Genomic DNA, 20691 nt, shown 5'->3' with positions numbered 1-20691 from the left:
GGAATTTCAGAAAGAAATTCAACCAATAACTTAGTAAATACTGGTAAGCGGAAGTAAAACTTTAATTTCTGTTCCTATTCCTTCCTGCGATTTAATAGCAATGCTGCCGCGATGTAATCTAATGATGTTCAATGATAGAGGTAGCCCTATTCCGTACCCTTTAAAATCATTTGTGTTTGAAGCCCTGTAAAATGGTTCAAAAATATGTTGAATATCTGTTTGAGGAATTCCAATACCCTGGTCGGTAACTGCGATTGAAAGCGAATTAGCACTTGTTTCGATGGCAACGTTTACCAATTTATCGTTCGAATATTTACATGCATTGCTTACAATATTGGTGAGGGCAAGTTTAATCAGGTTTTTATTGATTTTCAAACTCAATAATTCATCGTCATCAGGAAGTTTAGAAAAGTCTATTTCTATTTTACTTTCTGGATGAACCTGATTTACCGAAGCCTTGATTTCCCAGAGCAACTCATCCATCCTAACCAGTTCCCAAGGTTGGTTTTTTCCATTAAAGCCAGATTGTGCAAGACCTAACAAACTGGTTAAAATATGTTCCAATCTTTCGGCCTCACCTTTAATTTTTTCTAAAGCTAACTGCTGCTTCTGTGGGTCGGTATTAGCCCTCATGGCCAGTTCTACCTCTCCACTAATTACTGTTAATGGTGTTCGAAGTTCGTGGGAAGCATTACTGATAAAATTATTCTGCGTTTCAAAGGCGGTCTCTAACCGGTTTAGCATGTTGTTAAATGTTTGCGCCAATTGTGACATCTCATCACTACCGCTTTTAACCTCTAACCGCATATGCAGGTTTTCTGCTTTTATCTTTTTAACACTTTTAATGATGTTCCGCAAAGGCATCAACATATAATTAGAAAATTTCCATCCAACCACAAATGAGAGTAGAACAGAAAGAAAAAATCCAATAATAAGGATCCGCTGAAGATCTTTAAGTTCCCTAAAACCCACCGGATCATTTGCAGAAACAATAACCAGATAATCTTTATTGTTTATTTTGAAGGCTTTGCCTGCATAAAAGTGATTTTCTGAACGGTAACGCGACATAGAGCCCGCATTTATTTTCTTATAAAAGCTTTGTGGCAAAACACTGTCAATTCGATGTTTACTGATGTCTTTAGCTTCGAAAATGAATGCTTTTTCCGATGGTAAACGTTCCAGATACCGGTTGCGCATTTTGGCGTAGGCAGGGTTATTGGCATCTTCATAAAGCTTGATTTGCGCAGAAATATTTACCCTGGCTTCTAAACGTTTATAAAAATCTTCAAAAGCAAACTCATTAGAAAAATACCAAACAAATCCACTTAATAATGAAATAATTACTGCTGAAAGTATGGCAAATAATAAGGTGATTTTTTTGGCAATATTCATTTTTTAACCTTTTAAAACATAGCCTAAACCTACCGCTGTATGAATCAGTTTTTGATCAGCATGCTTATCTATTTTTTTACGGAGGTAGTTTACATATACATCAACCACGTTGGTGCCCAAATTAAAATCAATATCCCAAACGCTTTCCAAAATGTCTATTCGGGATAAAATTTTAGATTTATTTTTAGCCATAAACTCCAATAGACGGTATTCTGTAGCCGTTAATATGATTTCTTGATTATTGCGCTTAACCGTTTTTGCAGTCAGATTAATCTGCAGATCTGCAATGTTAATAATCTGATCCAAATTAGCAGCACCATTATATCTACGAAGCAGCATTCGAATACGGGCAAAAAGCTCAGCAAATTTAAATGGCTTTATGAGGTAATCATCAGCACCGTTATCTAAACCATTAACCACATTTTCTGTAGTGCCTAAAGCGGTGAGCATAATAACAGGAACGTTTGGCGTTTCTGATTTAATGATTTTGCAAAGCTCCAATCCATTTATGCCTGGAAGCATGATGTCAAGTATAATTAAATCGAATTGATTGTTTGCCGCAAGCTGCTTTCCGATCAATCCGTCGGGCGCTACACTCACCGTAAAACCTTCATCACTTAAACCTCTCGAAATTACAGAAACCACGTTTGGCTCGTCTTCTACTAATAATATATTCATTCGTTGGTTAATAATCTAAAATAAGGAAATAAGAAAATCTACTGGTCGTAAATTTTAAGATTATTGATTTTTAAACGCAATAACGGCATAAATGTTTGTTTGTCAAAAAATAACCAAAAACAAAGCCCCTTAAGCGTAAAGTTAAGAAGCTTTGCAAAGAAGTAAATGATATTAATTCCCTTTCTCTGATTTTCCTTTCAGGCTTGCTAATCCGCTTTCAAAATCTTTACCGATCATTTTATCCATTCCACCCATTACTAAACACATCCATTTGCTAATGATGTTGTTTTCTCCGCTCATTGTCCAGGTTACTTTGTTAGCTGTTCCTTCTGGCGTAATATCAAATTTTGTATCAGCCAAGCTTTCAAAAGGCTCAATAAACATTAAATCGATATTGACGTTTTTATTGAGATTTACTGAAGTGATTTTCATATAACCAGCGCCGGTTTCTTTGCCTTTCCAGTTGTATTGATGACCTGGATTGTTTGGCGTTCCTGTAAATGATACCTGAGCGCTCGGCTCCATTTTTGCCCATGGATTCCATTTGTAGAATTCCTTAAAATCAGCGATGTTTTTATAAATAATGCTGTCTGGTGCATTAATTACTGTCGACCTGGAGACTGAGTAGTTCTTTGGCAGAAGTAAACCGCCAACTACAATAATGATTGCTAATACGACAATGATGCCTAGCAGTACTTTTAAAAATTTCATGTTTAATTTATTTGGTTATCTAAATTTAGTAAGAAACCATCAAAAATGAAACAATACTAAACGATATTGATTTTGAGTTTTGGTGAATTTAACTTAAAGTGCATTAAATCTGCTATAGATTGTGCTTTTTGCTTAATTACCGTAGCGTTTTCTCCCTCGAATAATTCATCAACGGTATTAAAAAAGATGTTTTTCCAGGTGTCAAATTCTTCGTTTTTTAAAGCTGCTTTTTTGTTAATATCGAAATGGGTGAGCATTGGATTTCCCTTGTATATTGCTTTTCCGAATAAGATGCTTTCCCAAAAGTCGTACATTTTCGGGAGGTGATGGCCCCAATCTACTTGCACTACCTGGTTAAATATCGGACCAATGCGCTCATTTTGCTGAACTTTTTGGTAAAATGAATCCACTAATAATACAATATCATTTCGATTAATAATATCTTTTTTCACTGGGATTATTTGTAAAGTCTAAGTGCCGATTTTTCGTAATTGATAACCGCTTTATATTGCATTAAAATATCACCACCAATAATTCCGATAATTGGTGGGTGGCCGAATTGCTGATAGGTATCAGTAACAGACTGCAAATCAAAAGCAACAGTTTCGTAGTTTTTAATCCTCAGCCTTCCTATCTTAACCTCAGGAATGGTAGCCTGAATGGTACTTGTTGTGGTAAATAATGTTGCCGCATTTATCTCTTCTGAAACTTGCAAAGTTTCAGCCAGATGTTGCTCAATTAATTTTTTATCGAATACACTTCTTGATGCACCAGTATCTAAAACGGCAAAATGCTTTTCCTTAAAAACAACAACTTCCACCAAAAGATGGAAGCCATCGTCTTGTAAGTTTATTAATTTTAATGGGATGGAAATTGGACTCATTTACACCAGTTTCATTTCAGCTAAAACGCTGTTCATGTTTCTAACCGCATCAGCACTTTTATTGAATGCCGCTTGTTCATCATCAGTTAATTTAAAATCGATGATCTTCTCCCAGCCACTGCGACCAATAATTACAGGGACGCCCAGGCATATATCTTCTTGTCCGTATTCTCCTTCGAGAGAAACACAGCAGGTAAATAATTTTTTTTCATCGCGAAGAATAGCTTCTACTAAAGCTGCTCCCGCTGCACCTGGTGCATACCAGGCAGAAGTTCCGATTAGTCCCGTTAAAGTTGCACCGCCAACCATCGTATCAGCAGCAACCTTATCAAGCGTAGCTTTATCTAACAAATTGCTTACCGGTAAACTTTGATAGGTAGCTAAACGAGTGAGCGGAATCATAGTGGTATCGCCATGGCCGCCAATAACAAAACCCTGCAAATCATTTGGATTGCAATCTAGTGCCTGCGATAAATAGAATTTAAAGCGAGAACTATCAAGCGTTCCACCCATACCAATGATGCGGTTTTTTGGTAAGCCTAAAGATTTTAAAGCCAAATAGGTCATGGTATCCATTGGGTTGCTAATTACTATAATGATCGCCTCAGGAGAAAACTTTAAAATATTCTCTGCAACACCTTTAACAATTCCAGCATTGATGCCAATAAGCTCTTCACGGGTCATGCCAGGTTTACGCGGTAAGCCTGAAGTAATTACAACAACATCAGATCCTGCTGTTTTACTATAATCGTTGGTTACACCAGTAATTTTTGTGTCGAAGCCCAAAAGCGTAGCAGTTTGCATCATATCAATGGCTTTACCTTCGGCAAAACCTTCTTTAATATCTAACAAAACGAGTTCATTCGCTAGTTCTTTTCTGGCAATATTATCTGCACAAGTAGCGCCAACTGCGCCCGCACCTACAACCGTTACTTTCATATATTTAATTTTAAAGGTTTGCTGTTAATTATCTATCGAAGATAAAAACAAATACGAGCTTATGAAACGCTTTTATCAACTTTATGTTTGCTGCTCTAATTTCGTCAATCCTGAGAAATTGATATCGTTTAAACACGATTTAGGTGAGCGTTGCGAACGGGATTTGTATTCCTTAATTATTGATGGTATGGATTTCAAACCCGCATCACATACAGCCGAGATTATAAATTTCGGTCGACAGCGCGCATCAACACTTTATTCTTTTGTTGATAAAATTTGACAAATCCGCTAGTCAAATTGCCTATTTTTGATGAACCGTTCATATTCTATAACGGCTAATTCTTTACAAATAATATGTACTTAATTTTTGATACTGAAACCACGGGTTTGCCACGTAATTACAATGCTCCAATTACCGATACGGATAATTGGCCGCGTTGCATTCAAATTGCCTGGCAATTGCATGATGAGATGGGGAGGATGGTTGAACATCAAGATTATTTAGTTAAACCAGAGGGATTTAATATCCCTTACGATGCGGAGCGAATTCATGGGATTTCTACTGAACTCGCAGCCGAGCAAGGCATATCATTAACTGAGGTTTTAGAAAAATTTAATGCTGTTTTATCAAAAGCGAAATTCATTGTAGGTCAAAATGTAGGCTTTGATGTAAATATTATGGGGTGTGAATTTCACCGTTTTGGCGTTGAAAACCGCATGGCAGAAATGCCTGTTTTAGATACCTGTACCGAAGTAACTGCAGAGCTTTTAAAACTTCCGGGAGGTAGAGGCGGTAGATTTAAATTGCCCACATTAACGGAATTACACTCTTACCTATTTGGCGTTCCGTTTAATGAAGCCCATAACGCCACTGCCGATGTGGAAGCCACAACGCGTTGTTTTCTGGAATTAATTAAAAAAGATGTCTTCAAAAAAGAAGAACTTTTAGTTGATGCAGAATATTTTCCGCGTTTTCGTGAATACAATTCCGGTTCCATTCCAGACTTCGGAATTCCACATGTTAACTTAAAGGCCGCTTCTGATGAGATTCGTAAACGCCTTCAAAAAGCTGAAGGTGGCGGGGTTTCTAAACAGGAGCTTGCAGAAAATAAACAGGAGCTTGCTGCGGCAACTTTTGTGCATTTACACAATCACACACAATTTTCGGTACTTCAAAGTACCATTAGCATCCCAGCACTTGTAAAAGCAGCGGCATCGCAGAAAATGCCTGCTGTCGCCATGACGGATCATGCCAATATGATGGGCGCTTTTCACTTTGTAAATGCGGTTTTAAATCATAATAAAGCAGCTGAAGCTAAGAACGCAGAAGCCATTGAAGCTGGAGAAAGACCAACTGAAGTGGTAATGACACCAATTATTGGAGTAGAGTTTTTTGTTTGTGATGATCACTTAAATAGAACGGTGAAGGATAATGGTTACCAAATGGTGCTGTTGGCGAAGAACAAAAAAGGCTATCACAATTTAGCCAAAATGTCGTCCATTGCCTACACAAAAGGCTTTTATTACGTTCCGCGTATTGATAGAAACGTAATTGAGCAATATAAAGATGATATTATTGTGTTATCTGGAAACCTTTCGGGAGAGATTTCGAATAAGCTTTTAAATATGGGTGAAAACCAGGCTGAAGAAGCTTTGGTTTGGTGGAAAGAAAAATTCGGCGAAGATTTCTATGTTGAAGTGATGCGCCACAATCAGGAGGATGAAGACCGCGTTAATGCTTCGCTTGTTGCGTTGGCACGGAAGCATGAAGTGAAGCTGATTGCGACCAATAACACCTATTACATCAATAAAAAGGATGCGAATGCGCATGATATTCTCCTTTGTGTAAAAGATGGTGAAAAGCAGGCCACTCCAATTGGTCGCGGCCGCGGTTACCGATATGGCTTGCCGAACCAGGAATACTATTTTAAATCGGGTGAGGAAATGAAAGCGCTTTTTGCTGATTTGCCCGAAGCAATTTTGAATATACAAGAGGTTGTAGATAAGATAGAAACCTATAAGCTTGCTCGTGAAGTGCTCTTGCCAAAATTCGATATTCCTGAAGAATTTTTGGTTGCTGAAGATGAGACTGATGGTGGAAAACGTGGGGAAAATAAATTTTTACGGCATTTAACCTATGAAGGAGCCAAAAAACGCTATGGCGTATTAACACCCGAGGTTACCGAACGATTAGATTTTGAGCTGGCTACCATCGAGAAAACGGGATACCCGGGTTACTTTTTGATTGTGCAGGATTTTATTGCCGAAGCCCGTCGCAGAGATGTGTCTGTTGGTCCGGGCCGTGGTTCAGCTGCAGGCTCTGTAGTAGCTTATTGCCTTTGGATTACCAACATCGACCCCATTAAATACGATCTCCTTTTTGAGCGTTTCTTGAATCCGGATCGTGTTTCCATGCCCGATATCGATATCGACTTTGACGATGAGGGTCGTGGTAGAGTAATGGAATACGTAATTAATAAATACGGCTCCAGTCAGGTCGCCCAAATTATTACCTATGGCACCATGGCAGCGAAATCTTCCATCCGTGATACTGCCCGGGTTTTAGATTTGCCTTTATTCGAGGCAGATAAAATAGCGAAGCTGATTCCAAATATGAAGCTCGCAAAAATTTTCAACCTGGATGAGAAAGCACTGAAAGATGCGCTTCGTCCGGATGAATACGAGCGTGTTCAGGAGTTAAAAGCGATGGGGCTTTTGAAAGACCTAAGTGCAGAAACCATTCAACAGGCACAGGTTTTAGAGGGTTCGTTAAGAAATACAGGTATTCATGCCTGCGGTGTAATTATCACGCCAAGCGATATCACCAACTTCGTTCCGGTAGCTACGGCAAAGGATTCTGATTTATATGTTACCCAGTTTGATAACTCCGTTGTAGAAAGTGCTGGTCTGTTAAAAATGGACTTTTTGGGTTTAAAAACCCTTACGTTAATAAAAGATACCGTTAAACTGGTAAAGAAAAGGCATGGCATTAATCTCGATCCGGATACGTTCCCAATTGATGATGTGATGACTTATGAGCTTTTCCAGCGTGGTGAAACGATTGGGATTTTCCAGTATGAGAGTCCGGGTATGCAAAAGTATATGAAGGAACTGAAGCCTACGGTTTTTGATGATTTAATTGCCATGAATGCACTTTATCGCCCAGGACCGATGGAATATATTCCAAGTTTTGTTAGGCGGAAAAATGGCGAAGAAGAAATACAATATGATTTAGATGCCTGCGAAGAATACCTGAAGGAAACTTACGGTATCACTGTTTATCAGGAGCAGGTGATGCTTTTATCCCAAAAATTAGCAGGTTTTACCAAAGGTGAGGCCGACGTTTTGCGGAAGGCGATGGGTAAAAAGCAGAAAGACGTTTTGGATAAAATGAAGCCTAAATTTGTAAAACAGGCAGCAGAAAAAGGTCATGATGCTACAACGCTTGAAAAAATCTGGAAAGATTGGGAAGCATTTGCCTCTTATGCGTTCAACAAATCGCACTCTACCTGTTACGCTTGGATTGCTTACCAAACGGCGTATTTGAAGGCGCATTACCCGGCAGAATATATGGCTGCGGTACTTTCCAATAATATGAGCGATATTAAACAGGTAGCTTTCTTTATGGAAGAATGTAGACAGATGGGTGTGACCGTTTTAGGTCCCGATGTTAACGAATCTGATTTAAAGTTCTCTGTAAATGTTAGGGGCGAGGTACGTTTCGGTATGTCGGCGGTTAAAGGAGTAGGCGAGAAAGCAGTAGAAAGTATTATCGAAGAACGATTGGGAAATGGTCCTTATGCTTCTGTTTACGATTTCGCAAAGCGATCTAACACCCGTATTGTAAATAAAAAGGCATATGAAAGTTTCGTTTATAGCGGTGCTTTTGATGCATTTGGTGGCCATCGGGCACAGTATTTTTATATAGGTCCGAATGATAAAATGAACGGGATCGAAAAAATCATCAAGTTTGCTAACGATTTCCAAAATAACGAAAGTACTTCGCAAGGGTCATTATTTGGTGGTTCAAAGGCCGATTTAATATTAGAGCCCACTTTACCGGTTTCTCCTGAATGGGCTTTGATGGATCGATTGAAGTATGAAAAAGATGCAATCGGGATTTTCCTTTCAGGCCATCCACTGGATAATTATAAATTGGAACTCGATAAGTTTTGTACCCATGGCGTAAGGCAGCTTAGCATCATCAATAAAGTAAGGATGGGCGATACTAACGAAGAAGTATTAGCTGAATTTGCTAAACTTCAAAACCGTGAACTTTGTGTGGGTGGTTTGGTCGTAGCGGCATCTCAAAGAATCACAAAGACAGGCAAACCTTTCGGGACATTTGTATTTGAAGATTATGAGGATGCTTGCGAAATGGCGCTATTTGGAGAAGATTTTCTGAAATTCAAATCTTTTTTAACCGAAGGTTACTTTTTACAAATCAGAGGTAGAGTAGGTGAACGCTTTGGTAAAGCAGGAGATTGGGAGTTTAAAATAACGGCCATCAATTTAATGTCTGAATTAAGGGATAAGCTAGCTAAGAGTTTAACCATACAAGTACCGATTGAACGTGTTAATGAAGAATTGATGCGAGAAATTGAACTCATTTTAGCAGACAATAAGGCAAATTCAGAGCAGCAAAACTGCCAACTTAACTTCGCTGTTTTCGATACCGAGAAGCAAATTATGTTGGATCTGCCTTCGAAGAATTTGAAAATCAATCCTAACAATAAGTTCTTAGAACAATTGGTCGGGCTCAATGTTGTAAACTATAAGTTAAACTAAGTTTCTTGAGATTAAGAGTAAAAATCTAGATTAGAAAGATTGTTTACTTGCTCTTAATAAGCGTTAAATGAAACAAACCACAACAATGTCAAATTGACATTACACTATAGTTGGCATTACAATTGAATACCTATATTTGAACATAAAAAAAATAATTATGGCATTAGAAATCACAGATGCAAACTTTGAGGAGCTTGTATTAAAATCAGATAAACCCGTATTAGTAGATTTTTGGGCAGAATGGTGTGGCCCTTGTCGCATGGTTGGTCCTGTAGTAGAAGAAATAGCGAAAGAATACGATGGTAAAGCAGTTGTTGGAAAAGTGAACGTTGATAATAACCCTCAAATTTCGACACAATTTGGTATCCGCAATATTCCAGCTTTATTATACTTTAAAGACGGTCAGGTTGTTGACAAGCAAGTTGGTGCAGTTCCAAAGTCAGTATTAGCTGAAAAATTAAACAAGCAATTAGCTTAAGAAAAAAGCTGAAGTTTTAAGCTAGGACAATTAGCAGTCTGAGCATTTAGCTTAAGCTTGTAACATATTTAAAACCCGGGTTCTTTAAAAGGATACGGGTTTTTTTATGAAAAAATATTTTCGTTTCTTTAAATTAAAAATCCATATCCCCATGAAATTAATTAACAACAAGGTATTAGGTATATTCATCGCTGCAGTAGCTGTAAATTGTTTTAGCGTTACCGATGTAGCTGCCCAAAATCCTGTAGAGTCCGGCAAACCAACTGCCGATTATAAACCAGCTTTCACTGGGCAAACGCGTATTACCGGCGTAAAAACTTCCACTCCTTTAGCAATATCGATCATCAATGGAAAGCTTGAAAATCCATGGGCAATTTCGGTTTTACCCAATGGCGGATTTCTGATTACTCAAAAGCAAGGAACCATGGTGGTGCTTACTGCTGATGGAAAATTAAGCAAGAAAATCACAGGCCTGCCAAAGGTAGATGCCTCTGGTCAGGGTGGTTTGTTGGATGTTACGCTAGATCCTAATTTTGCAAAAAACAGAATGGTCTATTTTGCGTATTCAGAACCGCAAACTACAGGAGTTGTGCTTGCAATAGCAAAAGGAAAATTGTCTGCTGATGAAACGAAGATTGAAAATCAAAAAGTAATTTATCGTGCAACACCGGCCCATACGGGTAAATTGCAGTACGGGTCGAGAATTGTTTTCGATAAAAACGGAGATATGTTTGTGAGCACCGGTGAACGTTCGGATAAAGAAATAAGAATTCAGGCACAACATTTAAATTCTTCTTTAGGCAAAATTCTTCATTTAACAACAGAGGGTAAAGCTGTAGCCAATGGACCTTTTGCTGGCAAAGCAGATGCTAGGCCTGAAATTTATGCTTACGGACTTCGTAATCCAGACGGTTTGGCCATCAATCCACAAACTGGCGATTTATGGGAAGCGGAATTCGGTCCGCGTGGTGGCGATGAGCTAAACTTAATTAAACCCGGCAAGAATTATGGCTGGCCAATTATCACTTATGGTATTGAATATAGTGGAAAGGCAGTTGGAGAAGGCATTCAACAAAAGGAGGGAATGGAGCAACCGGTTTACTATTGGAACCCTGTAATTTCTCCAGGCTCGATTGCTTTTTACAATAGCAATGTAATACCAGAGTGGAAAGGGAATTTGTTTGTTGGCGGATTAAGTGGCTCACATATTATTCGGTTAGTAATCAAAGAAAATAAGGTTGTAGGCGAAGAGCGTTTATTGGAAGGTAAAGGCGAGCGCTTTAGAGATCTGGTAGAAAAGGATGGAGTACTTTACGCAGTGACTGATAATGGTAACTTATATAAGATAGCTAAAAAGTAGTTAGTTTCGGCGGGTGGAGACACCAATGCTATTAACTTATCGTTATAAGTATTTGATATTCAAATATTTATGGCTATATTTGAATATCAAAACAACAGTAATAAGATGAGTATAATTTCTTCAAATCACAAAAGGGAGCAACATAAAGTGGCTCCTAAAAAAAACATTTGATTTCATTCAGGATAAAAATAATTTTTCTCAATATCTTAAAGAGCCAATCTTTTTTACGCGCAAGCGAAGTTTAAGCTTTCCAGTTGTGGTTTCTACAATATTGAATCTTTTTAAAGAATCTGTAGAGTACAACATTTTTACAATTTTGCCCAGTATATCATCAAAAGTGGTTACAGGAGCAGCCTTTTCTAAGGCTCGATATAAAATATCCCTTTCTTTTTTCAAGGATCTCAACGAGATACTGGCAGATCATCACAAATATCATCCATCACAACTTTGGAGGGGATATCAATTGATTGCCGGTGATGGCTCTACAGTTGGGCTACCACCTTCCCGACAGATAAAAGATTTTTTTGGAATATATTCACAAAAAGGTGAAAGTATAAAGAGTTGCCTGGCACAGATTTTTATGTTTTATGATGTTTTTAGTGGCGCAATTCTTTCCAAAAGGATATCAAAGATGGAGAACGTAGAGAGAACACTTTTTAATGCATGCCTTGAAGAACTACCATCCCGTAAATCCGTAGTTATTTTAGACCGGGGATTCGGATATTTTCATATTTTCAAAAAACTTTGCACACTCAAACAGGATTTCTGTATTCGTATAAGCAGTGCGCAGTCCTGTTTTGCAAAACGGATAGTTCAGGAGTGCGAAAATGATTTTATAACAGAGTGGCACCCCAGTCCAAAAGAAATGGAATCCTGCTTAAAGCATGGGTTAGATACTAAAACAATTACGGTCAGGGTTACCAAAATCGAGTTAAATACTGGGGAGATCGAAATTCTCGTATCCTCTTTATTAGACATGAATGATGTATGCACAGTGAATATGAAAGCTCTTTATGGGCAGAGATGGCCAGTAGAAGAAGGTTTTAAGAAATTAAAACCAAAGATGAAATTAGAACAGTTTGGTACTCGGAAACCCGATGGAATATTCCAGGAGTTTGAAGCCCATGTATTCATGATGAATCTGGTTGCATTATTTGGTATCCAGGCACAGCAGAAAATCGATAAGAACAAGAAACGAAAACTAAAATATAAATACAATTGGCAAAATGCTTACAGGTTTGTCAGAAAAGCAATTATTCAAATACTAAATACAGAACACCCGGAAGATATAATTCAATCTCTTATTAAGCTAATAGCATCATCTAAAATACCTATAAAACCGGACAGAAGCTTTCCTAGAATAACATTTAAAAAAAGAAAAAACAGAACGCATCAGACATATAAATAGCTTAAGTTAATAGCATTGGTGTCTTCACCAACCATCTTTTGAGGTTTCGGCAGGTGAACACACCAGCCGATAGCAGAAATCCTTCCTTCTAAATCTTGTGTCTCCCAAAACCGCGTTTTCAAAATATTCTTATTCTGCTTCTCTAAAATATTGTCGTTATGAATGCTAAAAACCTATTTTAATTCATAAATCTTTTATTAGCTTTACGATATGCAGACGGTAAGGTATGAAAGTGAAACCAGTTTTGGCAATCTGGAATTATTAGCAAAGCAAGTAGTTGAAGGCTTTATCACCGGGCTGCATAAAAGTCCTTTTCATGGATTTTCAGTAGAGTTTGCTGAGCATCGCCAATACAATAATGGCGATAACGTAAAAAATATCGACTGGAAGCTCTACGCTAAAACCGATAAACTTTATAGCAAGCGCTTTGAAGAGGAAACAAATTTGCGCTGCCAGTTTGTAATCGATGTTTCCTCTTCGATGTATTTTCCGGAACCGAAAAAAAATAAGCTCACCTTCGCCATCGAGGCCAGTGCTTCACTCATGTATTTATTAAAAAGGCAGCGTGATGCCTTTGGTTTAAGTCTTTTTGCTGACGAGGTATTACTGAATTCTCCTGCAAAATCTACAACCGCCCATCAAAAGTTTTTGTTTGCTCAGCTGGAAGATCTCTTGGAGAACCCAAAGCTGAATGCCCATACAAACTTAAGTGGCGCTTTACACCAGGTGGCAGAATTGATTCACAAACGTTCACTCGTAATTATTTTCAGTGATTTGTTTAGTACGAAAATCGACAACCAAGCCACCGACGATTTTTTTGATGCTTTACAGCATTTGAAATTTAATAAACACGAAGTTGTGGTATTCAACGTGGTTGATAAAGCAAAAGAAGTGGACTTTGATTTTGAAAACCGCCCATATCAGTTTGTGGATATGGAAACAGGAGCCACTATTAAAGTTCATGCGAACCAGGTGAAAGAGAATTACAAAGCTTCAGTTTCTGCTTACAGACAGGAGCTTGCTTTGAAATGCGCTCAAAACAAAATTGACTTGGTAAATGCAGATATCAACGATGGATTTTACCCGATTCTGCAGGCTTACCTCATCAAACGGCAGAAGCTCGGTTAGCAATTACATCAACTAAAAACAACATTTACTTACTCGTGTTGGTTATATATTTTAATTCTTAAAACCCATAACATGTTAGAAAAAGGAACCAAAGCACCAGATTTTGAATTGAATGCCACTCCCGATCAAAAAATTAAGTTAACAGATTTTTTAGGTAAAAATGTGATTCTGGCATTTTACCCGGCAGACTGGAGTCCGGTTTGCAGCGACCAAATGGCACTTTACAATGAAATGCTGAAGTATTTTAGTAAACACGATGCCCAGATTTTTGGTATTTCTGTGGATAGTGTTTGGTGCCACCTAGCTTTCGAAAAAGACAGAAATTTGCATTTCCCGCTCCTGGCAGATTTTGAGCCAAAAGGAGCAGTATCTAAGGCTTACGGCGTATATGATGAAGGGGTTGGCGAAAGTAAGCGGGCACTTTTTGTTATTGATAAAGATGGGGAAATTGCCTGGAGCTATTTATCGCCTACGGCAGTAAACCCAGGTGCTGATGGAATTTTGGATGCATTAGAAGCGTTGGATAAAAAATAGAAACTATGAGTAAGCTAAAACCGGAAGTTACGGAAAAAGATCATGCACAGGGAAAACAAAATGCACCAATTACCATTGTAGAATATGGCGATTATCAATGTCCTTACTGTGGGGATGCCTATCCAATTGTAAAAGAAATTGAAGAAACCTTTGGCGATCAAATCAACTTCGTATTTAGGAATTTTCCACTACAGGAAGCACATCCATTCGCTTTTCCGGCAGCAATAGCTGCTGAAGCAGCAGCCTTGCAAGGTAAATTTTGGGAGATGCATGATGCTCTTTACGAAAACCAATATCGTTTGGATGAAGATTTATTTGATGAATTAGCAGAAACGATTGGTTTGGATATTGAAAAATTTCAAGCGGATAGTACCAAGGTTGAAGTGAAACAAAAGGTAGAAGATGATTTTGAAAGCGGCGTGAGAAGTGGCGTAAATGGTACACCTTCATTTTATGTTAACGGAAACAAGTTTGATGGCGCAGCTACTGATTTATACCAGATGCTTAAAGAAAGTACAGAATAAAAAAACCTCATGTGTTTTGCAACACATGAGGTATCAGATAAGGGTAACCGGAAAACTAAAAAACTAATTATGAGTTTTTAGAATTTAACAAAACAGAAATCGCTTCGTATTTTGTTATTCAAAGGTGCATTTCATTTATGAAGTTTTAGTGAAGAAGATAATCCTGGTCGGATTCCCAGTCTGTAAACAGTCAGATTCGATTATTCCTTTTTCTGGCTGCAAACAATTGTAAGCAAGAGAATATTTATAACCTGTCATCATCATAGTGATGTTGATCATAATCTAAAATTGTATGGCCAAAAATGTTGCTGAGCAACTTGTAGAAATGCTTGTTGAAGCTGGTGTAAAAAGGGTTTATGCCGTTACTGGCGATAGTCTGAATTATTTCAATGATGCAGTAAGGCGAAATGGTAAAATTAAATGGATTCATGTCAGGAATGAAGAAGCGGGTGCTTTTGCAGCAGCTGCTGAAGCTGAGCTAGATGGAATAGCATGTTGTGCAGGAAGTTGCGGTCCGGGGCATGTTCACTTAATAAATGGCCTTTACGATGCGCACCGATCTCATGTGCCGGTGATTGCCATTGCATCTACTATTCCTACCGGCGAATTTGGAACTGAATTTTTTCAGGAAACCAACACCATAAAACTTTTTGACGATTGTAGTTACTATAATCAGGTGGCTACCACTGCCGAACAAGCTCCTCGTATGTTTCAAACAGCTATTCAAACCGCTATCCATAAAAAAGGCGTTTCGGTTTTTGGCTTACCTGGTGATGTGGCCGAAATGGATGCCGTGGAAAGTGTTACTGCGATGCAAATATTTCGCAACAAGCCTGTTATTCGTCCTTCAGATGGAGAATTAGCTGCATTGGCTGAGCTGCTGAACGAAGAAAAGAAGGTGATGGTTTATTGCGGTATTGGCGCATCTGAAGCACATGATGAAGTGGTTGAGCTGGCTTCTAAGTTAAAAGCACCAGTTGGCTTTTCATTCAGAGGGAAAATGGGTATTCAATATGATAACCCATATTCGGTGGGGATGACTGGTCTTTTAGGACAACCCTCTGGTTATCACGCCATGCATGAGGCAGATTTAGTACTGCTATTGGGAACTGATTTTCCTTACGTCAACTTCATGCCGGTGAAGAACAAAATTATCCAGATAGATGAAAGACCAGAGCGGCTTGGAAGAAGAGCGAAATTAACCATGGGTTTGTGTGGCGATGTAGCTGATTCTTTGAAAGCACTTCTCCCACTATTGACGGCCAAAACAGATGATAAATTTTTGAAATCACAACTTGAATTTTACGAAAAGGTAAAGGAAAACCAACAGGTTTATGTAAAGGATCAAGGTAAGGAAAATAAAATTCAACCTGAATTTGTGGCTGAAACCATTAACCGTTTGGCTGCTCATGATGCGATTTTTACGGTTGATACCGGAATGTGTTGTGTGTGGGGAGCTCGGTTTATTGATGGCACCGGCAAACGCAAAATGTTAGGCTCGTTTAACCACGGTTCTATGGCTAATGCAATGCCTATGGCAATTGGCGCTGCTCTTGCACATCCGGAGCAGCCAGTAATTGCTTTATGCGGAGATGGCGGTTTATCAATGTTATTGGGTGATTTGGCTACGATTAAACAGTATAACCTTCCTATAAAATTGGTTGTTTTTAATAATAGGGCGCTAGGGATGGTGAAACTCGAAATGGAAGTTGATGGCTTGCCAGATAATGAAACAGATATGGTTAACCCTGACTTTGCACTCGTAGCACAAGCCATGGGTTTCAAAGGTATAACAGTTTCAAAGCCTGATGAAGTAGAAACCGCTATTGCTAACGCATTAACCGAAAGCGGACCGGTGCTGCTAAATATCATGACAAATCCTAATGCGCTGGCCATGCCGCCAAAAATAGAGTGGGCTCAAATAAAAGGAATGACAGAATCGATGGCGAAGTTAATGCTGGGTGGAAAAATGACCGAGGTTTTCGATACCATCAAATCCAATTATAAACACTTCGGCGAAGTGCTTTAAATGAAAAGAAAAAGCCAGGTCATCTGGCTTTTTGTTTAAGTTATTTTTTTGAATACAGGTTTTGTAGGTGTAACAAAGAGGCAATCAGTTTGTCCTCATTTCCAGCCAAACAATAGTATTTAATCCCATTTTTATCGTTCTCTGGCTCGCCATCTCTTTTCTCGAAAATTGGATAGACGGTTTTCAACATTGTGTTGTTAGTTGACGGATGAACCTTAAAGCCTTTCCAATCGCTGATCATCGTAATACGGTCTTTTTTAATTGATTCATTTTCGCTCTCGAGTTTGATTACAAAGTGACCGCTCTTGTCGTCATCATCAACTTTAAAAGCATTTTCTGTGATTTTCAACTGAGTAATCTGCCCTTTAATTAAGATACTGTCAGTACCGCCAATAGCGCTAGCTAATAATTGATTGATGGTTTGAATTGTTTCGGATTTGTTTTGTGAAAATCCTTTGAATGTGATCATCAAAAGGATCAGCAGAGTCAATTTTGTTCTCATAATTATTTGGTTTTTTTGTGTGTACCTAAAACTAATCAAATAATTTGAAAAAGCACATACCTATAAATCAGTAAATAACAAAGCAATCTCATGTTAAAGAGATTGCTTCGTTCTCGAAATGACGACTTATTTGAAGAACCTATAAATTTCCTCTTAACTCTTGTTCACGTTCTAAAGACTCGAATAATGCTTTGAAATTTCCTGCACCGAAACTTTGAGCGCCTTTGCGTTGGATAATTTCAAAAAATAGTGTCGGGCGGTCTTCTACCGGTTTGGTGAAAATCTGGAGTAAATAGCCTTCTTCATCACAATCAACTAAAATCCCTAAACTTTCCAGCAACGAAATTTCTTCATCAATTTTGCCTACTCGCTGTGGCATCATATCATAATAGGCTTCAGGTGGCGCACTTAAAAATTCAACCCCCCGAGATTTAAGTTCTCTCACTGTTTGAACAATGTCTTTCGTAGCTACAGCAATATGTTGTACGCCTTCACCTTCATAGTATTCTAAGTACTCTTCAATTTGCGATTTCTTTTTCCCTTCTGCAGGCTCATTAATAGGAAATTTTGAGAAACCATTACCATTACTCATTACCTTGCTCATCAAAGCTGAATATTCCGTGTTGATTTGTTTATCATCAAAAGAAAGGATATTTACAAAGCCCATTACGTCTTCGTACCACTGCACTGCTTCATTCATTCTGTTCCAACCTACATTGCCCACACAATGATCGATGTATAAAAGCCCGGCATCTGCAGGTTTATAATCACTTTCCCAAACCCGATAACCTGGCATAAATGTGCCAGAATAGTTTTTTCTTTCGATAAACATGTGCACCGTTTCTCCATAGGTGTAAATGCCGCTCATTTTAACCTCACCATTTTCATCAGTTAAGGTTTTAGGTTCCATGTAGGATTTTGCGCCACGTTTCGTCGTTTCTTCAAATGCACTATAAGCATCATCAACCCAAAGGGCAAGCACTTTAACGCCGTCGCCATGTTTTTTAACATGTTCTGCAATCGCATGGTCAGATTTCAAGGCCGTGGTTAGGATTAACCTGATTTTTCCCTGTTGTAAAACATAAGATGCCCTATCGCGAACACCAGTTTCCGGACCAGCGTAAGCCAAGCTTTGGAAGCCAAAAGCCGTTTTGTAATAATGAGCAGCTTGTTTGGCATTGCCCACATAAAATTCTATATAATCTGTTCCATTAATAGGCAGAAAATCCTGTGCCTTGGCTATTTTCTCTGCGAATGTTAGTGTTTCCATATTTTTTTGATAGTCCGGAATCCGATTTAGATATCCGAAGATTTAAGTTTTTACTAAGTCCGAGGTCGGGCGGCCGAGATCGGATAATTTTATTTTAATAAGCCTAAAGTCAACTTTAATTGCTGTTTAACTACGCTATAGCATTAGACTTCAGTATCCCAACCACCTATTCTATATTAATCTGCCAGCTTTTGTGGTAATGTTCATCTTCTATATCAATTGCATCTTGCGTAAGCATCAGCGGTTTAAAAGGATCAATCATTACGGCTAACTCATCTGTTTTTTCTTTTCCAATTGATTTTTCCACTGTTCCTGGATGCGGACCATGAGGAATGCCGCCGGGATGGAGCGTAATTTGTCCTTTAACCACGCTTTTGCGACTCATAAAATCGCCATCGACGTAATAAAGCACTTCATCGCTGTCTACATTGCTATGGTTATAAGGTGCCGGGATAGAATCTGGATGGTAGTCGTATTTTCGTGGAACGAAAGAGCAAACCACAAAATTATGCCCTTCAAATGTTTGATGTACCGGAGGCGGTTGATGCAGACGGCCAGTTATGGGCTCGAAATCGTGGATCGAGAATGCGTAAGGATAATGATATCCATCCCAGCCTACATAGTCAAAAGGGTGTGTGCCGTAAGTGTAAGGGTAAATTAAGCCTTGTTTTTTAATGAGTACCTTAAAGTCGCCGTATTCATCATGCGTTTGCAAATTTTCAGGCAACCTTAAATCTCTTTCACAGTATGGCGAATGCTCCATTAATTGTCCATACTGGTTTAAGTAGCGTTTAGGAGGCCTGATCGGACTAAAACTTTCAACAATGAACAATCTATTCGCCTCACTGTCAAATTCCATTTGATAAATTGTTCCCCTTGGAATGATCAGATAATCTCCGTAACTAAATTTAATTTCTCCGAAACCCGTTTTCAGTTTTCCAGAACCCTCATGAATGAAGATCATTTCATCAGCCTGGCTGTTTTTGTAGAAATAATCAGTCATTGATTTTTTCGGAGCGGCCAACACGATGTGTAAATCGCTATTCACCAAAACGGGTTTTCTGCTTTTTAAAAAATCATCTTCAGGCTTGATATTGAAACCGATTAAGCTGGTATGTTTAAGGTGCTTTTCACGAGCAATTTTTGGTTCCGCGCTGTAAGGTTCACTTAAATGTTTTACAATGGTAGGCGGATGGCAGTGGTAAACCAAGGAATATAAACTCGAAAAACCTTCGGTTGAAACCAGTTCTTCGGCATATAAATTTCCATCGGGTTTACGGAAAACCGTGTGACGTTTTGCTGGTATTTGCCCCAATTTATGATAAACAGGCATAATGATATATGTTAGGTTAGAAATAAGATCTAAAAGAATAAGCAATCAAAACGCAGAGGCGTTTCAATTATAGGGAAAGGTGATGAGAATTACAGAGAATATTGAGCCATGATTAATTTAGATAGCATTTTATAGCGACGGGCAGCAATGGCATCGTTCACTAAATTGATATGTAATGCTTTTAAAATCATGGTTTTGATGATGCTAAAGTAATGATTTTATTTTTAAGATGAAATTTCTTTATCTTTAATTCTAAACTAACTTTGATGAAAATATTCTTAACGCTCCTCATCTGCTTCCTGACTTGCTTCACCGTATCGGCTCAAAAAAAATGGAAATATAAAATTAAGGTTGTTGAGCACTCTGGCAAGCGATACCGTGGTTTTTTCTATGCCGCAGAAGATAAACAACTTATTTTGGTGAGAAATAATGGTGATACCAGCGTACTGAAAGCGGAAAATATTGACAAGTTATTTATTCACAGGCGTGGAGTAGTGGCACCATTTGCAATTGCAGGTGCCCTTGTTTTTCTTGCCCTCTCGGTAGAAAGCTCAAATGTACTGGAATCGGTAGTTCTGATCATTGTTGGTATTCCTGTTGGCGTTTCATTGGGTCTGTTAACAGGTGAGCTTTTCGCGAACAAACGATATTATAAAAAGTTGGAAGCGAAAGATTTCCCATTAATTAAAAAAGATCTGCAAAAATATACTGAACTTAAATAGTGCAGGCATTTT

18 protein-coding genes are annotated in these 20691 nt (G+C 38.4%); 9 read left to right on the top strand and 9 right to left on the bottom strand.

Translation table 11 applies throughout. The annotated features are described in order from the left end of the window. Window positions 1–30 precede the first annotated feature (30 nt). The 6 genes from AC3ITD_RS12155 to mdh form a co-directional block, all read right to left on the bottom strand. Complete coding sequence (locus tag AC3ITD_RS12155) at window positions 31–1392, bottom strand: sensor histidine kinase (protein ID WP_265801704.1); 1362 nt, start codon at window positions 1390–1392, stop codon at window positions 31–33. A gap of 3 nt (window positions 1393–1395) precedes the next feature. Then, window positions 1396–2070 (bottom strand): response regulator transcription factor, encoded by a 675-nt coding sequence (locus AC3ITD_RS12150; protein WP_489360067.1) that lies wholly within the window; start codon window positions 2068–2070, stop codon window positions 1396–1398. Between the two features lie 171 nt (window positions 2071–2241). Next, entirely contained in the window at window positions 2242–2781 is a 540-nt protein-coding gene (locus AC3ITD_RS12145) for an SRPBCC family protein (RefSeq protein WP_265801706.1), read from the bottom strand. A gap of 56 nt (window positions 2782–2837) precedes the next feature. Beyond that, window positions 2838–3233, bottom strand: a complete 396-nt coding sequence (locus AC3ITD_RS12140; protein ID WP_489360064.1) for a group III truncated hemoglobin — start codon at window positions 3231–3233, stop codon at window positions 2838–2840. 5 nt (window positions 3234–3238) lie between these two features. Then, window positions 3239–3664 carry a retropepsin-like aspartic protease gene (locus tag AC3ITD_RS12135; protein WP_265801709.1) on the bottom strand — a complete coding sequence of 142 codons (426 nt, stop codon included), beginning with the start codon at window positions 3662–3664 and terminating at the stop codon, window positions 3239–3241. Continuing rightward, entirely contained in the window at window positions 3665–4603 is a 939-nt protein-coding gene (gene mdh, locus AC3ITD_RS12130; protein ID WP_489360061.1) for a malate dehydrogenase, read from the bottom strand. It abuts the gene before it with no gap. Window positions 4604–4957: 354 nt separating this feature from the next. Between mdh and dnaE the strand changes: the two genes are divergently transcribed. The 8 genes from dnaE to AC3ITD_RS12090 all read left to right on the top strand — a co-directional run bounded on the left by dnaE (window position 4958) and on the right by AC3ITD_RS12090 (window position 16852). Beyond that, on the top strand, window positions 4958–9391 hold the full coding sequence (dnaE, locus tag AC3ITD_RS12125) for a DNA polymerase III subunit alpha (RefSeq protein WP_265801714.1): 4434 nt from the start codon (window positions 4958–4960) through the stop codon (window positions 9389–9391). 157 nt (window positions 9392–9548) lie between these two features. Next, window positions 9549–9869, top strand: a complete 321-nt coding sequence (gene trxA / locus AC3ITD_RS12120) for a thioredoxin (protein WP_056851389.1) — start codon at window positions 9549–9551, stop codon at window positions 9867–9869. A 151-nt stretch (window positions 9870–10020) separates the two neighbouring features. Further along, window positions 10021–11229, top strand: coding sequence for a PQQ-dependent sugar dehydrogenase (locus AC3ITD_RS12115; RefSeq protein WP_489360058.1), 1209 nt, complete (start codon window positions 10021–10023; stop codon window positions 11227–11229). A 124-nt stretch (window positions 11230–11353) separates the two neighbouring features. Continuing rightward, complete coding sequence (locus tag AC3ITD_RS12110; RefSeq protein ID WP_489366659.1) at window positions 11354–12637, top strand: IS4 family transposase; 1284 nt, start codon at window positions 11354–11356, stop codon at window positions 12635–12637. Window positions 12638–12847: 210 nt separating this feature from the next. Beyond that, entirely contained in the window at window positions 12848–13765 is a 918-nt protein-coding gene (locus AC3ITD_RS12105; protein ID WP_265799910.1) for a DUF58 domain-containing protein, read from the top strand. 72 nt (window positions 13766–13837) lie between these two features. Next, complete coding sequence (locus AC3ITD_RS12100; RefSeq protein WP_489360055.1) at window positions 13838–14299, top strand: redoxin domain-containing protein; 462 nt, start codon at window positions 13838–13840, stop codon at window positions 14297–14299. A gap of 5 nt (window positions 14300–14304) precedes the next feature. Beyond that, a complete protein-coding gene (locus AC3ITD_RS12095; protein ID WP_265799906.1) occupies window positions 14305–14823 on the top strand; it encodes a DsbA family protein in 519 nt (172 codons plus the stop codon). A gap of 292 nt (window positions 14824–15115) precedes the next feature. Further along, window positions 15116–16852 carry a thiamine pyrophosphate-dependent enzyme gene (locus AC3ITD_RS12090; protein WP_265799905.1) on the top strand — a complete coding sequence of 579 codons (1737 nt, stop codon included), beginning with the start codon at window positions 15116–15118 and terminating at the stop codon, window positions 16850–16852. 40 nt (window positions 16853–16892) lie between these two features. Here the strand turns inward: AC3ITD_RS12090 and AC3ITD_RS12085 are convergent, their stop codons facing one another. The 3 genes from AC3ITD_RS12085 to AC3ITD_RS12075 form a co-directional block, all read right to left on the bottom strand. Continuing rightward, window positions 16893–17354, bottom strand: coding sequence for a hypothetical protein (locus AC3ITD_RS12085; RefSeq protein WP_489360051.1), 462 nt, complete (start codon window positions 17352–17354; stop codon window positions 16893–16895). 139 nt (window positions 17355–17493) lie between these two features. Continuing rightward, the gene (gene hppD / locus AC3ITD_RS12080; protein ID WP_489360049.1) at window positions 17494–18624 is read right to left on the bottom strand and encodes a 4-hydroxyphenylpyruvate dioxygenase; all 1131 of its coding nucleotides are present in this window, start codon (window positions 18622–18624) and stop codon (window positions 17494–17496) included. A 166-nt stretch (window positions 18625–18790) separates the two neighbouring features. Next, complete coding sequence (locus tag AC3ITD_RS12075) at window positions 18791–19957, bottom strand: homogentisate 1,2-dioxygenase (RefSeq protein WP_489360047.1); 1167 nt, start codon at window positions 19955–19957, stop codon at window positions 18791–18793. 266 nt (window positions 19958–20223) lie between these two features. Between AC3ITD_RS12075 and AC3ITD_RS12070 the strand changes: the two genes are divergently transcribed. Next, window positions 20224–20679, top strand: a complete 456-nt coding sequence (locus tag AC3ITD_RS12070) for a hypothetical protein (protein ID WP_489360045.1) — start codon at window positions 20224–20226, stop codon at window positions 20677–20679. The last annotated feature ends 12 nt before the right edge of the window (window positions 20680–20691 follow it).

The sequence above is a fragment of the Pedobacter sp. KH_004 genome (assembly GCF_057840755.1).
Note: the sequence above shows the minus strand (reverse complement) of the source record. Positions and strands in the feature narration are given on the sequence as shown.